Genomic DNA, 13,956 nt, shown 5'->3' on the forward strand with positions numbered 1-13,956 from the left:
GGATGTGATGTGCTGGGGACCGAATCGCGCACATGGCAAGCGCGTTCGTCATACGCATGACCACGGGGGCACGAGGGAGGGGGCGGTCCCATGGGGTCCGAGCAGATCCGCCGCTGGGAGTCGGGGGCACTGGCGCACGCCGTGACGGACCCCTTCGGGCAGGGTCCCCTGCCGTGGCTGCGCGGCGGCGAGACGTACTTCGGCGACACCGGCCAGGTCGTCGCCTGGTACGCGGACCAGGACCCCGCCCGCGCCCGGGGCGGCCCGCGCGCGGCCGACGACGTGCGCCGCCAGATCAAGGGCTTCACCGCCACCGGCGCCGCCGCCCCCGGCGAGGCCATCGACTTCCACATCACCGTCGACCCGCCGCAGGAGTTCGCCGTCGACGTGTACCGGATCGGGCACTACGGCGGTGACGGCGCCGCCAAGATCACCACCAGCCCCCGCCTGTCCGGCATCGTCCAGCCCCCGCCGCTCACCGCCGACCGCACGGTCTCCTGTCACCACTGGTGGCTGTCCTGGCGGCTCCAGATCCCGTCGTACTGGAGCATCGGCGCCTACGTCGCCGTCCTCACCACCGCCGACGGCCACCGCTCCCACGTGCCCTTCACGATCCGCGACAGCCACCCGGCCGACCTGCTCCTCCTGCTGCCGGACATCACCTGGCAGGCGTACAACCTGTACCCGGAGGACGGCCGCACCGGCGCCAGCCTCTACCACGCCTGGGACGAGGAGGGCCGGCTGCTCGGCGAGGCGGACGCCGCCACGACCGTCTCCTTCGACCGGCCGTACGCCGGCGCGGGGCTGCCGCTGCACGTCGGCCACGCCTACGACTTCATCCGCTTCGCCGAGCGCTACGGCTACGACCTCGCCTACGCCGACGCCCGCGACCTGCACTCCGGCCGCGTCGACCCGTCCCGCTACCGGGGGCTGGTCTTCCCCGGCCACGACGAGTACTGGTCCGCCCCCATGCGCCGCACCGCGGAACTCGCCCGCGAGCGGGGCACCTCCCTGGTCTTCCTCTCCGCCAACACCCTGTACTGGCAGGTGGAGCTGGCCCCCTCCCCCTCCGGCACCGCCGACCGCCTGCTGACCTGCCGCAAACGCCGCGGTCCCGGCCGGCCCGCGCTGTGGCGGGAGGTCGACCGCCCCGAGCAGCAGCTGCTCGGCATCCAGTACGCCGGCCGCGTCCCCGAACCCCACCCGCTGGTCGTCCGCAACGCGGACCACTGGCTCTGGGAGGCCACCGGCGCCCACGAGGGCGACGAGATCGAGGACCTGGTGGCCGGCGAGGCCGACCGCTACTTCCCGCGCACCGCGCTCCCCGCCCACGACGAACGGGTCCTGCTCGCCCACTCCCCGTACACCGACGCCCACGGCGCCCGGCGCCACCAGGAGACCTCGCTGTACCGGGCCCCGTCGGGCGCCTGGGTCTTCGCGTCCGGGACGTTCGCGTGGTCCCCGGCCCTGGACCGCCCCGGCCACGTCGACCCGCGCGTCCAGCGCGCGACCGCCAACCTCCTGGACCGCATCTGCAAACGGGACTGACCCGCACACACGGGCACCGCCCCGCCCGTCGCCCTCCTGGCGAGGTACGGGACAATCGGGGTATTGGACAGAACCACGGGGAGGAACCGTGTCCGGATTCGTCGAAAAGCCCGAGCCGCTCCAGGTTCCGGGTCTGGTGCACCTGCACACCGGCAAGGTGCGCGAGCTGTACCGGAACGAGGCGGGCGACCTCGTGATGGTCGCCAGCGACCGCATCTCCGCCTACGACTGGGTGCTGCCGACCGAGATCCCCGACAAGGGCCGGGTCCTCACCCAGCTCTCCCTGTGGTGGTTCGACCAGCTCGCCGACCTGGCGCCGAACCACGTCCTGAGCACCGAGCTGCCCCCCGGCGCCCCCGCCGACTGGGAGGGCCGCGCCCTGGTCTGCAAGTCGCTGCGGATGGTCCCCGTGGAGTGCGTGGCCCGCGGCTACCTCACCGGCTCCGGGCTCGCGGAGTACGACGAGACCCGCACCGTGTGCGGCCTCGCCCTCCCCGAGGGCCTCGTCGACGGCTCCGAGCTGCCCGCCCCGATCTTCACCCCGGCCACCAAGGCCGAGGTCGGCGAGCACGACGAGAACGTCTCCTACGAGGAGGTCGCCCGCCAGGTCGGCGCGGACACCGCGGCCGCCCTGCGCCAGTCGACCCTCGCCGTCTACTCGCGTGCCCGCGACATCGCCCGCGAGCGCGGCATCGTCCTCGCCGACACCAAGTTCGAGTTCGGCTTCGACGGGGACGACCTGGTCCTCGCCGACGAGGTGCTCACCCCGGACTCCTCCCGCTTCTGGCCGGCCGACCGGTGGGAGCCGGGCCGCGCGCAGCCGTCGTACGACAAGCAGTTCGTGCGGGACTGGCTGACCTCGGCGGAGTCCGGCTGGGACCGCGGGAGCGAGCAGCCCCCGCCGCCGCTGCCGCCGCAGGTCGTGGACGCCACCCGCGCCAAGTACGTCGAGGCGTACGAACTGCTGACCGGTCAGCGCTGGTCCTAGCGGCACTCCCGGGGGGCTTCCGACAGGGGAAGCCCCCGGACACGCGAAAGGCCCCCGGCAGGAGCCGGGGGCCTTCGCACACGGAGCGAACGACGAGGTTCGAACTCGCGACCTCAACCTTGGCAAGGTTGCGCTCTACCAACTGAGCTACGTTCGCGCTGCGCCGTGGCGCGAGAGCCACTATACCCAACCCCGCTCCCGCGCGAGCCGCACCGCCGCGTGCCGGTTCTCCGCCCCGAGCTTGCCCGCGGCCGACGACAGGTAGTTCCGCACGGTCCCCTCGGCGAGCGCGGCCCGCTCCGCGATCTCCGCGACGGGCGCCCCGTCGGCGGCGTGCTCCAGCACCTCCGCCTCCCGCGCGGTCAGCGGCGAGTCCCCGGCGGAGATCGCGTCGGCGGCCAACTCGGGGTCGACGTAACGGTTTCCGGCGTGCACCGTGCGGATCAGCTCGGCCAGCCGCTGGGCGCTGGTCGTCTTCGGCACGAACCCGCGCACCCCCGCCGCGAGCGCCCGCTTCAGGTGCCCCGGCCGGCCGTGGCTGGTCACGATCAGCACCTTGCAGGAGGGCAGCTCGGCGCGCAGCGATGTGGCGACCTTCACACCGTCGGCGCCGGGCATCTGGAGATCCAGCACGGCGACGTCCGGCGCGTGGGCGCGGGCCATCGCCAGGGCCTCGGGGCCGGTGGCCGCCTCGGCGACCACGACGAGGTCCTCCTCCAGGGACAGCAGGGCGGCCAGCGCGCCGCGGATCAGGTGCTCGTCGTCGGCGAGCAGCACCCGCACCGGTGCGGCCGTCACGGCGCCACCTCCCGTCCGGCGCCGGTGGCGGGCGGCAGCGGCACCTCGGCCGTCACCCGGAACACGCCCTTGCCGGCGTTCCCCGCCTCCAGCGTCCCGTCCACCCCGGACAGCCGCTCCCGCAGCCCCGCGAGCCCGGAACCCCCGGCCGGGGAGCCGTCCGCGTCCGCGGCCCCGTCGTTCTCCACGGTCAGCACCACACGCCCTTCCGTCCTCCGCACCACCACCGTCACCTTCTCCGCGTCCCCGTGCCGCAGCACGTTCGTCGTCGCCTCCCGCACCACCCAGCCGAGCGCCGACTGCACCTGGGCGGGCAGCCCGGCCGTCTCGCCGGTGACCTCGGCGACGATGCCGGCCGCCGAGAGCACGCCGCGGGCGCCGGCCAGTTCGACCTCCAGATCGGCCTCCCGGTAGCCGCGCACGACGTCCCGGACCTCGCGCTGCGAGGCCTGCGCGATGCGCTGCGCCTCGATCATCTGGTCCACCGCCTCCGGCCGCCCGCGCCGGGACAGCTGGACGGCCAGCTCGCTCTTGAGCGCGATCACCGCCAGGTTCCTCCCCATCACGTCGTGCAGGTCACGGCCGAACCGCAGCCGCTCCTCGGCCACCGCCAGCCGGGCCCGGGTCTCCTTGGCGTCGTCGAGCGCGTAGACCGCCTTGAGGAGCCAGACGGAGAACACCGCGGTGGCGGCGAGGAACGCCCCGGCCAGCAGCAGGACGCCCCCGGTGACCAGCGCGCCGCTCCAGGACAGGCCCACCGCGAAGGCCACGAGTCCCGCGCCCACCGCGACCCCGGCGACCAGCGCCATGACGCGCCGCCGCCGGTCGTGCACCCCGAGGGCCAGCGCGCCGACGCCGAAGCCCTGGACGCCCACGAAGACCCCGAGGGCCGCCGCGTCCACGTCCTCGCCCGCCGGACCGTGCTCCGCCAGCGCGATCGCGACGACCGCGACGAGGGCGGTGAGCGCGCCGAGCGCCCACAGCTGCCGCGTCGGCGGCGGACGGCGGCCGAGCGTCCAGTCGAGGGCCCGCGAGGTGGTCGCCATGCACGCCGCGGCGTGGGTGACGACCATCAGGGACAGCACGGTCGCGAAGCCGGGTCCGACCTGGCTGTAGGTCGCCAGACCGATGCCGCCGATCTCGCTCACCCCGAAGAAGTGGAACGACCACCGGGTGTACGTCTCCACCTTCTCCGGCGTGCTCTTGAGCCGCCACCATCCGCCTGGCCTGCGCATGTGCCCGCCGCTCCCGCTCATCCCGTACGTCTCGCCCGTCCCGTACGTCAGTGCCGTGGCTCCCAGCGGAACCACCGTCGTACAGCAAACACCGCGAGCACGGTCCAGGCCACCGCCGTCACGACGGCGCCCAGCGTCTCGCCGCCGGTCAGGTCGCCGGTCCAGCCGCCGCGGATCAGCGTGATCACGGGCGTCATCGGCAGCAGTTCGCAGACGGCGGCCAGGCGGTCGGGCAGCAGTTCCAGCGGCACGAACATGCCGGAGCCGAGCATCGAGACGAACATGAAGGGCAGCGGCGTGACCTGCGCGCTCTCACCGGTCCGGGTGAAGCTCGCGGTGACCCCGGCGAGAGCGGCGCACAGCACCAGGCCGAGCAGCAGTCCGAGGACGGAGAGGTGGACCGCGGACGGCGCGGACAGGTCGAGGAGCACGGCGCAGCCCGCCGCGAGCAGCAGGGACTGCACGAGCCCGCTGAGCAGGGCCGGCGTCGCGGATCCGGTGAGGATCTCGACGTCGCGCAGCTCACCGGTGCGCAGCCGCTTCAGGACGAGTTCCTCGCGCCGTACGACGAAGACGCCGACGAGCGCCGAGTAGACGGCGAAGAGCAGGGAGAAGCCGATCGCGGCGGGCAGGACGAGCGTCCCGGTGGTCAGGCCGGCGCCGGCCAGGTCCATCTCCTTGGCCGCCGACTTCACGCTGAACGGCAGCACCAGCGGCACGAACAGGGCCGCGAAGAGGGTGCCCTTGTTCCGTCCCAGCAGGGTGAGTTCGGCGCGGGCGAGGGCCGTCATGCGGGTCCTCGGCGTGCTGACCGGTGAGTTCACGGCGGATGCCGCGTGCTTGGTGCCGGTGGCGCTCATGTCGCGTACTCCTTCGTCGTCCCGTCGGGCGTCCCGGCGGCCGTCGCGTCGGCGCTCCTGCCGGACACGTCCTTGGCGATGCTGAGGAAGGCCTCCTCCAGCGAGGCCGAGCGGACGTCCAGGCGGCGCAGTTCCACCCCGGCCTGGCCGGCCCACACCAGCAGGCCGGTGGCCGCGCGCTGGAGTTCGTGGGTGCGCAGCCTCACCATCCGGCCCTCGACCTCGTGGCCGCTGATCCCCAGGCCGTCGAGCGGCGGCAGGTCGCCCACGAAGTAGCCCTCGGGCAGTTCGAAGGAGATCCGGGACGGCTGCGCGGCGGTCACCTCGGCCGGGGTGCCGGTGGCGGCGATCCGTCCCTCGTGCATGATCGCGAGCCGGTCGGCGAGGTTCTCGGCCTCTTCGAGGTAGTGCGTGGTCAGCAGCACGGTCGTGCCCCGGTCGCGCAGCGCGCTCACCAACTCCCAGGTGTCCCGGCGGCCTTCGGCGTCCAGGCCGGTGCTGGGTTCGTCGAGGAACAGCACCTCGGGGTCGCCGAGCAGCGCGAGCGCCAGGTCGAGGCGGCGGCGCTGGCCTCCGGAGAGCTGCTTCACGCGGGTGCCGGTCTTCGACTCCAGGCCGACCAGTGCGAGGACCTCGGCCGGCGGGCGGGCGCCGCTCACGCACCCCGCCCACATCCGCGCCGTCTCGGCGACGGTCAGCTCGGAGGGGAAGCCGCCCTCCTGGAGCATGACCCCGGTGCGGGGGCGGACGGCGGCGCGCTCGGTGTACGGGTCGTGCCCGAGGACGCGCACCCGGCCGCCGGCGGGGGCGGCGAGCCCCTCCAGCAGCTCGACCGTCGAGGTCTTGCCGGCGCCGTTGGTGCCCAGCAGGGCGAAGACCTCCCCGCGGCGCACGGAGAAGTCGACACCGCGCACGGCCTCGAACCCGCCCCCGTACACCCGCCGCAGGCCAGTGACCTCAATCACGTGTTCGTGTCCGTTGGTTTGCATGCCCTCAAGCCTTCCGGCGATCCGGGGCGTTCGACAGTGCGGGCCGTCATCACCGGGCATGACAAATGTCAGAAGGCGTCCCGCGGATGGTGCCGGACACACGAAAAGACCCCGGTCCACGGAGGACCGGGGTCTGATTCCCGAGCGGACGACGAGGCTCGAACTCGCGACCTCAACCTTGGCAAGGTTGCGCTCTACCAACTGAGCTACGTCCGCATTGCCGCCGACCGGCCTTCACCGATCGGTGCGAGCACCAGCCTACCTGATCCAATCGGGTCATCGGTACGGCTGTGCAGAGCGGGTGACAGGAATTGCACACTGCGCCTTCCCCCTGGAAGGGGGATGTTCTACTACTGAACTACACCCGCATGTTCCGTGGGCCCGGCCCTTCGGCCTCGCCCCTCGGCGTGCTCCAGACTTTAGCTGATCACCCGGGGTGCCGCGCAAGTCGGGTGCCGCGAGGGGCGGCTGAGCGGTCGTCGGCCGCGGCCGGGCTCACCGGGCCGCGGCGAACGCCTCGTAGACCTTCTTGGGGATCCGGCCCCGCGCGGGCACGTCCATCTTGTTCGCCTGGGCCCAGGCGCGGACCGCCGCCGGGTCCGGGGCGACCTCGGTCTGCCGGTACGCCTTCCCGGACCTCGACCGCTTGCGGCCGGCCGACACGTACGGCTCCAGGGCCTTGCGCAGTTTCCGGGCATTGGTTTCGTTCAGGTCGATCTCGTACATCCGGCCGTCCACACCGAAGGCGATCGTCTCCGCCGCTTCCGAGCCGTCGATGTCGTCAAAGAGAGTGACCACGACACGCTGCGCCACGAATATCGGTCCCTTCGTGCGGCATCTCCGCGATGACGTGCCAAGACGCCGCGATGATGCCGACTGTTCGCCTGTAATTGGGCAAAGTATCGGCTAATGACATTTCATTTGTACAGTGCCCGGCATTGCAATGGGAAGACCGACTAAATCTCCAGGCGTGTCCGTCGCGCAATAGGAGTCCGCGGCCGATCCGGGATCTTTCCCGAAGCTTTTCGCGGACGACTCGTACTGATGCCGGATCGTGATCGGGCTCACGTAGTTTCCTCCAAGGCTACGCGCGTAGAAATTTTGTACGGGTAGTCTGAAGGAACCTGCTCAGCACCACACACCGGGAGTGCCAGTGGCACGCGTCGTAGTCGACGTCATGCTCAAGCCGGAGATCCTCGACCCCCAGGGCCAGGCGGTGCAGCGCGCACTGCCGCGGCTGGGTTTCGAAGGGATCTCGGACGTCCGCCAGGGAAAGCGATTCGAACTGGAAGTGGACGGGCCCGTCGACGACGCAGCCCTCGCCCGCATCCATGATCTTGCGGAATCCTTCCTCGCCAACACCGTGATCGAGGACTTCACCGTCCGCGTCGAGTCGGAAGACGCAGTCGCGGAGGCCGTGAAGTGACCGCTCGTATTGGCGTCGTCACTTTCCCCGGCAGTCTCGACGACAGGGACACGCAGCGCGCGATCCGCGTGGCCGGCGCCGAACCCGTCGCCCTCTGGCACAAGGACAAGGACCTCAAGCAGGTCGACGCCGTGGTGCTCTGCGGTGGTTTCTCGTACGGCGATTATCTGCGCGCCGGCGCCATCGCCCGCTTCTCGCCGGTGATGGACACCCTCATCGACCAGGCGAAGGCCGGCCTTCCGGTACTGGGCATCTGCAACGGCTTCCAGATCCTCACCGAGGCCCACCTGCTGCCCGGCGGAATGCTCGGCAACGACCACCTGCACTTCATCTGCCGCGACCAGAAGCTGCGGGTGGAGAACGCGGACACCGCCTGGACCAGCGACTACACCGCCGGCCAGGAGATCCACATCCCGCTGAAGAACATGGACGGGCGCTACGTCGCCGACCGGCGGACGCTGGACGAGCTGGAGTCGGAGGGCCGGGTGGCCTTCCGCTACCTGGGCATGAACCCCAACGGCTCGCTCAACGACATCGCCGGCATCAGCAACGCCGCCGGGAACGTCGTCGGCCTCATGCCGCACCCGGAGCACGCCGTCGAGCCGCTGATCGGCACCGGCCGCACCGACGGCCTCCCGTTCTTCACCTCGATCCTCAAGAAGCTGGTCAACGCATGAGCCGGACGCCTCTGGACACGGTCGAGCACGCGGCCGCGACCCCCGACGTCGAGCTGCCCTGGGCCGAACTGGGCCTGAAGAAGGACGAGTACGAGCGGGTCGTCGAGATCCTCGGCCGCCGCCCGACCGGCGCCGAACTCGCCATGTACTCCGTCATGTGGTCCGAGCACTGCTCGTACAAGAGCAGCAAGGTCCACCTGCGCCAGTTCGGCGAGAAGGCCCCCCGGTCCGACGCGATGCTCGTCGGCATCGGCGAGAACGCCGGTGTGGTCGACGTCGGCCAGGGCTACGCGGTCACCTTCAAGGTCGAGTCGCACAACCACCCGTCGTACGTGGAGCCCTACCAGGGCGCCGCGACCGGCGTCGGCGGCATCGTGCGCGACATCATCGCGATGGGCGCGCGCCCCGTCGCCGTCGTGGACCCGCTCCGCTTCGGCGCCGCGGACCACCCCGACACCAAGCGCGTGCTGCCCGGCGTCGTCGCCGGCATCGGCGGCTACGGCAACTGCCTGGGCCTGCCCAACATCGGCGGCGAGGTCGTCTTCGACGCCTGCTACCAGGGCAACCCGCTGGTCAACGCCGGTGCCATCGGCGTCATGCGGCACGAGGACATCCACCTCGCCAAGGCGTCCGGCGCGGGCAACAAGGTCATCCTGTACGGCGCCCGCACCGGCGGCGACGGCATCGGCGGCGCGTCGATCCTCGCCTCCGAGACCTTCGACGACGCCAAGCCGTCCAAGCGCCCGGCGGTCCAGGTCGGCGACCCCTTCCAGGAGAAGCTCCTCATCGAGTGCACCCTGGAGGCGTTCCAGGAGAAGCTGGTCGTCGGCATCCAGGACCTCGGCGCGGCCGGGCTGTCCTGCGCGACCAGCGAGCTGGCGTCCAACGGCTCCGGCGGCATGCGCGTGACGCTGGACGACGTACCCCTGCGCGACTCGACCCTCTCTCCCGAGGAAATCCTCATGAGCGAGTCGCAGGAGCGCATGTGCGCGGTCGTCGAGCCGGAGAAGGTCGACCGCTTCCTGGAGATCTGCGAGAAGTGGGACGTCATCGCCACCGTCATCGGTGAGGTGACCGACGGCGACCGGCTGGAGATCTTCTGGCACGGCGGCAAGATCGTCGACGTCGACCCGCGCACCGTCGCCCACGACGGCCCGGTCTACGAGCGCCCCTACGCCCGCCCCGAGTGGCAGGACGCCCTCCAGGCGGACGACGCGAACAAGCTGCCCCGGCCGCAGTCGTCCGGCGAGCTGAAGGACCAGGTCCTGAAGCTGGTCGGCTCGCCGAACCAGGCCTCCAAGCAGTGGATCACCCAGCAGTACGACCACTTCGTGCAGGGCAACACCGTCCTCGCCCAGCCCGAGGACTCGGGCATGATCCGCGTGGACGAGGAGTCCGGCCTCGGCGTCGCCATCGCCACCGACGGCAACGGCCGCTACGCCAAGCTCGACCCCTACACGGGCGCCCAGCTGGCCCTCGCGGAGGCGTACCGCAACGTCGCGACGACCGGCGCCAAGCCGCTCGCGGTCTCCGACTGCCTGAACTTCGGCTCGCCGGAGGACCCGGCGGTCATGTGGCAGTTCGCGGAGGCCGTGCGCGGTCTGGCCGACGGCTGCCTCCAGCTCGGCACCCCGGTGACCGGGGGCAACGTCTCGCTCTACAACCAGACCGGCGAGGCGGCCATCCACCCGACCCCGGTCGTGGCGGTCCTCGGCGTCATCGACGACGTGGCCCGGCGCACTCCGGTCGCCTTCCAGGAGGACGGCCAGCTGCTGTACCTCCTCGGCGACACCCGCGAGGAGTTCGGCGGCTCGGCCTGGTCGCAGGTCGTCCACGACCACCTCGGCGGCCTGCCCCCGAAGGTGGACCTGGAGCGCGAGCGGCTGCTCGGCGAGATCCTGATCTCCGCCTCCCGCGACGGCATGATCGACTCCGCGCACGACCTGTCCGACGGCGGTCTGGTCCAGGCGGTCGTCGAGTCGGCGCTGCTCGGCGGCAGGGGTGCGCGTCTGGTCGTACCGGACGGGCTCGACGCCTTCACCTTCCTCTTCTCGGAGTCGGCGGGCCGAGCGGTCGTCGCCGTCCCGCGCTCCGAGGAGGTCCGCTTCAACGACATGTGCGGCGCGCGCGGCCTGCCCGTCACGCGCATCGGTGTCGTCGACGGCGAAACGGTGGAGGTCCAGGGCGAGTTCTCCCTCTCCCTGACCGACCTGCGCGAGGCCCACGAGGGGACGATCCCGGGGCTGCTGGCCTAGGAGTCGCACCAGGTGAAAGGGCCGTCCGGAACCTTCCGGGCGGCCCTTCCGCATGTCCGGACGGGCCGGCCGGCCCCTCTTGCCAAGAATTACGTACTTACGTAATCTCAATGGAGTGGAGCGACTGGAACAACGCGTGGCCGATCTCGAACGGCGGCTGGCAGCACTGGAGGAGGCCGGCGAGCGGCCGGCTCCCCGCCCGGGCGAGGGCGACTTCTGGGCCCTGGAGGGGCTGAAGGAGCAGCTCGCCGAGTTGGGCGCGGTGGACGGCGGTGTCCTGTTCACCGGCACCGTCCGCCTCCCGACCGGGGAGCAGTACGCCTGGCAGCACGGCACGTTCACCGACGGCCTGATGGACGCCGACTGGGCGGAGAGCGCCGAGGTGTTCGCCGCGCTCGGTCATCCGGTACGGCTGCGGCTGCTGCGCGAGATCCTCGGCGGCCGGCGCACCGCGGCCGAACTCGCCGAGCTGGACGGCGTCGGCACGACCGGCCAGATCTACCACCACCTGCGCCAGCTCACCGGCGCCGGCTGGCTGCACGCCGCCGGCCGGGGACGCCACGAGGTGCCGCCGGGGCGGGTCGTGCCGCTGCTGGTGGCGCTGTCGACGGCCCGGCACTGACCGGGAACACCGCGATCAAGGGGGAACCATGTCCGGACGTAAGCTCGCCATGACGGCCTTCCGCCTGTTGCAACTGGCCTTCGTCGGCGCGGTCGCGGCCAGTGTGCTCTTCGACCTCGATCACGGATGGTGGTGGAACTTCCTGCCGCTGGTCCTCGCGTACGTCCTGATCACCGTGGTCAACCGCTGGGGCGGCGGCGCCCCGGACGCCCCCGGCGCCGCGCGCGAGCCCGTCGAGGTCGGCCCGCCCGTGAGCGGCCGCTGGTCCGCGCTGAACAGCCCCGCCGACCGCACCCCGAGCCACGGCGTCCACGCCTACGGCCAGACCTTCGCCATCGACCTCGTCGCCGAGCCCGGACCCGGCGCCCGCCCCGGTTTCCGCGTGCTCTGGCCGCTCGCCCGCCGCAACCGCGACTTCCCGGCGTTCGGCGCCCCGCTGCTCGCGGTGGCCGACGCCACCGTCGTCCGCGCCCGCGACACCCAGCGCGACCACCTGAGCCGCACGTCCCTCCCGGCGCTGCTGTACCTGATGGTCCTGGAGGGCTCGGTCCGCGAACTGGCCGGCGCCCGACGCGTCATCGGCAACCACGTCGTCCTCGACCTCGGCGACGGCACCCACGCCCTGTACGCCCACGTCCGGCGCGGCTCCCTGGCCGTCCGCGAGGGCGACCGGGTCGCCGCCGGCCAGGTGCTCGCCCACTGCGGCAACTCCGGCAACTCCACCGAGCCGCACGTCCACTTCCAGCTGATGGACGGCCCCGACCCGGACACCGCCCGCGGCGTCCCCTTCACCTGGCGCGGCATCGGCGTCCCGCGCAACGGGGAGATCTTCGAGGCACCCTCGCCGACCACCGCACCCGCATAGGCTCGCCCCATGCCCCCCGCCAGGAGACGCCCCCGCGCCTACGACCCCGCCCGCACCCGTGCCGCCGTGCTCGCCCAGTTCCAGAACGTGCGGGCGGCCGTCCGCACCCTCACACCCGGACAGCTCGCGCTGCCCACCCGGCTCGGGGACTGGACCGTACGCGAACTGGTCGCGCACGTCGGGATGGCGCTGACGGCAGTGGACCGGCTGCTCGACGAGCCCGAACCGGCGCGGCAGGACGGGCGGCTGCTCGACTGGCCGTCGGCGATCGCCGCCGACGCGGACGCCATCGCCGGCACCGCCCGGCGCCTGGCGGCCGACCACCCCGACCTGGACGCCCACCTCGCCGACGTCGAGCGGCGCTTCACCGAGCGCCTCGACACCCACCCGGGCGGCAGGCTCCTCCCCACCAGCGCCGGCGCGCTGCCGCTCGCCCACTACGTCGTCACCCGCACCGTCGAACTCGTCGTCCGCACCGACGACCTGACCGCCGCCGTGCCGGGCCTCGACATCCCGCTCGACCGGCAGGCCCTGGCCGCCGCCACCCGGCTGCTCGCCGACGCGCTCGCCGCGAAGGCGCCCGGCGCCTCGACCGAGGTGCGGATCCCGCCGTACGCCGTCGTCCAGTGCGTCGAGGGCCCCCGGCACACGCGGGGCACCCCGCCGAACGTCGTCGAGACCGACCCGCTGACCTGGGTCCGTCTGGCCGCCGGGCGGCTGACCTGGAAGGACGCCGTGGCCGGGGCGAAGCTGAGCGCGAGCGGCGAGCGGGCCGACCTGGGGGCGCTGCTGCCCCTGCTCGGCTGACCGGGAGCCCCTGGGCGAAAGAGGGGGGAACCGGATCCTCCAGTCCTCCGTCGAATCGTCATGTACAGGCAGAGGAAGCAGCGCAGCAAGACCCTGACCGTGGCGGCCGTCGCCGCGCTCGTCCCGCTCGCCGCGGCCTGCGGCAGCGAGAAGGCGGACGACGGCAGCGCCTCCGTGGGCGCCGGGAAGTCCATCACCGGCGTCCAGTGGAGCATCGACAGCGTCACCGTCGACGGCACCACCCACAAGGCGCCCGACGAGGCCCGCGTCCGCATCGACGACGGCGGCGCCGCCGAGGGCAGCACCGGCTGCAACACCTTCAGCGCGCGCGCCGACGTCCAGGGCGAGAAGGTCCGGCTCAGCGACGCCATGTTCACCGAGAAGGCCTGCGCCCAGACCCCCGTCGAGTTCGAGAAGTCCCTCGGCCGCGCCCTGACCGCGGGCACGCTCACCACCGAGAGCGAGGGTGAGGGCCTGACGTTCACCACGTCCGGCGGCGACACCGTCAAGCTCAGCAAGCCCAAGGACGCGTCGCTGTACGGCACGGAGTGGACCGTGACCGGCCCGGCCGGGAAGGACCGCACCCGGCTCACCTTCGACCCGGAGGCCAAGACCGTCTCCGGACGCCTCCCGTGCAACCGCCTCAACGCCGAGGCCACCGTCAGCGACGGCCGTATCACCGTCGGCGCCCCCTCCACGACCCGAATGATGTGCGAAGGCTCACTCATGGACGCCGAGAAGCGGATGCTGAGCTTCCTCAAGGGTCCGGTCGAGTACCGGATCGACCAGGGAACCCTCACGCTGACCAGCGAAGACGGAACGACCGTGCGGGCCGAGGCCGGTCGGTGATCCACGGGTGAGCCGATATCGCCAATTCGGACCAGTG

14 protein-coding genes and 3 tRNA genes are annotated in these 13,956 nt (G+C 72.2%); 9 read left to right on the forward strand and 8 right to left on the reverse strand.

Going from position 1 to position 13,956, the window contains the following annotated elements:
* Positions 1-90 precede the first annotated feature (90 nt).
* Both IE108_RS02715 and IE108_RS02720 read left to right on the forward strand, forming a co-directional pair.
* Positions 91-1,548, forward strand: a complete 1,458-nt coding sequence (locus IE108_RS02715; protein WP_064728693.1) for a N,N-dimethylformamidase beta subunit family domain-containing protein — start codon at positions 91-93, stop codon at positions 1,546-1,548.
* A gap of 88 nt (positions 1,549-1,636) precedes the next feature.
* Positions 1,637-2,536 (forward strand): phosphoribosylaminoimidazolesuccinocarboxamide synthase, encoded by a 900-nt coding sequence (locus IE108_RS02720; RefSeq protein WP_064728692.1) that lies wholly within the window; start codon positions 1,637-1,639, stop codon positions 2,534-2,536.
* Positions 2,537-2,620: 84 nt separating this feature from the next.
* On the opposite strand, the gene IE108_RS02725 is transcribed toward IE108_RS02720, so the two are convergent.
* The 8 genes from IE108_RS02725 to IE108_RS02760 form a co-directional block, all read right to left on the reverse strand.
* A tRNA-Gly gene (locus IE108_RS02725) sits at positions 2,621-2,693 on the reverse strand.
* Between the two features lie 23 nt (positions 2,694-2,716).
* On the reverse strand, positions 2,717-3,334 hold the full coding sequence (locus IE108_RS02730) for a response regulator transcription factor (RefSeq protein ID WP_308433737.1): 618 nt from the start codon (positions 3,332-3,334) through the stop codon (positions 2,717-2,719).
* On the reverse strand, positions 3,331-4,569 hold the full coding sequence (locus tag IE108_RS02735; protein WP_064728691.1) for a sensor histidine kinase: 1,239 nt from the start codon (positions 4,567-4,569) through the stop codon (positions 3,331-3,333). The genes IE108_RS02730 and IE108_RS02735 overlap by 4 nt, the downstream gene beginning before the upstream one ends.
* A 47-nt stretch (positions 4,570-4,616) precedes the next feature.
* The gene (locus tag IE108_RS02740) at positions 4,617-5,429 is read right to left on the reverse strand and encodes an ABC transporter permease (RefSeq protein ID WP_064728690.1); all 813 of its coding nucleotides are present in this window, start codon (positions 5,427-5,429) and stop codon (positions 4,617-4,619) included.
* On the reverse strand, positions 5,426-6,418 hold the full coding sequence (locus IE108_RS02745; RefSeq protein WP_064728689.1) for an ABC transporter ATP-binding protein: 993 nt from the start codon (positions 6,416-6,418) through the stop codon (positions 5,426-5,428). The genes IE108_RS02740 and IE108_RS02745 overlap by 4 nt, the downstream gene beginning before the upstream one ends.
* 143 nt (positions 6,419-6,561) lie before the next feature.
* Positions 6,562-6,634 (reverse strand) — tRNA-Gly (locus IE108_RS02750).
* An 80-nt stretch (positions 6,635-6,714) separates the two neighbouring features.
* Positions 6,715-6,786: transfer RNA gene (locus IE108_RS02755), tRNA-Gly, on the reverse strand.
* Positions 6,787-6,913: 127 nt separating this feature from the next.
* Positions 6,914-7,231 carry a histone-like nucleoid-structuring protein Lsr2 gene (locus tag IE108_RS02760; protein WP_064728688.1) on the reverse strand — a complete coding sequence of 106 codons (318 nt, stop codon included), beginning with the start codon at positions 7,229-7,231 and terminating at the stop codon, positions 6,914-6,916.
* A gap of 340 nt (positions 7,232-7,571) precedes the next feature.
* Between IE108_RS02760 and purS the strand changes: the two genes are divergently transcribed.
* From purS to IE108_RS02795, 7 genes are all read left to right on the forward strand, one after another.
* Positions 7,572-7,844 carry a phosphoribosylformylglycinamidine synthase subunit PurS gene (purS, locus tag IE108_RS02765; protein WP_064728687.1) on the forward strand — a complete coding sequence of 91 codons (273 nt, stop codon included), beginning with the start codon at positions 7,572-7,574 and terminating at the stop codon, positions 7,842-7,844.
* Positions 7,841-8,521: a phosphoribosylformylglycinamidine synthase subunit PurQ gene (purQ, locus tag IE108_RS02770; protein ID WP_064728686.1), complete on the forward strand. Its 681-nt coding sequence runs from the start codon at positions 7,841-7,843 to the stop codon at positions 8,519-8,521. The genes purS and purQ overlap by 4 nt, the downstream gene beginning before the upstream one ends.
* Positions 8,518-10,776, forward strand: a complete 2,259-nt coding sequence (gene purL / locus IE108_RS02775; RefSeq protein ID WP_064728685.1) for a phosphoribosylformylglycinamidine synthase subunit PurL — start codon at positions 8,518-8,520, stop codon at positions 10,774-10,776. Before purQ ends, purL begins: the two co-directional genes overlap by 4 nt.
* Positions 10,777-10,912: 136 nt before the next feature.
* The gene (locus IE108_RS02780; protein WP_064728684.1) at positions 10,913-11,398 is read left to right on the forward strand and encodes an ArsR/SmtB family transcription factor; all 486 of its coding nucleotides are present in this window, start codon (positions 10,913-10,915) and stop codon (positions 11,396-11,398) included.
* Positions 11,399-11,426: 28 nt separating this feature from the next.
* A complete protein-coding gene (locus tag IE108_RS02785; RefSeq protein ID WP_064728683.1) occupies positions 11,427-12,263 on the forward strand; it encodes a M23 family metallopeptidase in 837 nt (278 codons plus the stop codon).
* Positions 12,264-12,272: 9 nt separating this feature from the next.
* Positions 12,273-13,070 (forward strand): sterol carrier family protein, encoded by a 798-nt coding sequence (locus IE108_RS02790; RefSeq protein WP_064728682.1) that lies wholly within the window; start codon positions 12,273-12,275, stop codon positions 13,068-13,070.
* Between the two features lie 60 nt (positions 13,071-13,130).
* Positions 13,131-13,919 (forward strand): META domain-containing protein, encoded by a 789-nt coding sequence (locus tag IE108_RS02795; protein WP_064728681.1) that lies wholly within the window; start codon positions 13,131-13,133, stop codon positions 13,917-13,919.
* Positions 13,920-13,956: the final 37 nt, after the last annotated feature.

The organism is Streptomyces parvulus (assembly GCF_014648855.1).
Classification (GTDB): domain Bacteria; phylum Actinomycetota; class Actinomycetes; order Streptomycetales; family Streptomycetaceae; genus Streptomyces; species Streptomyces parvulus.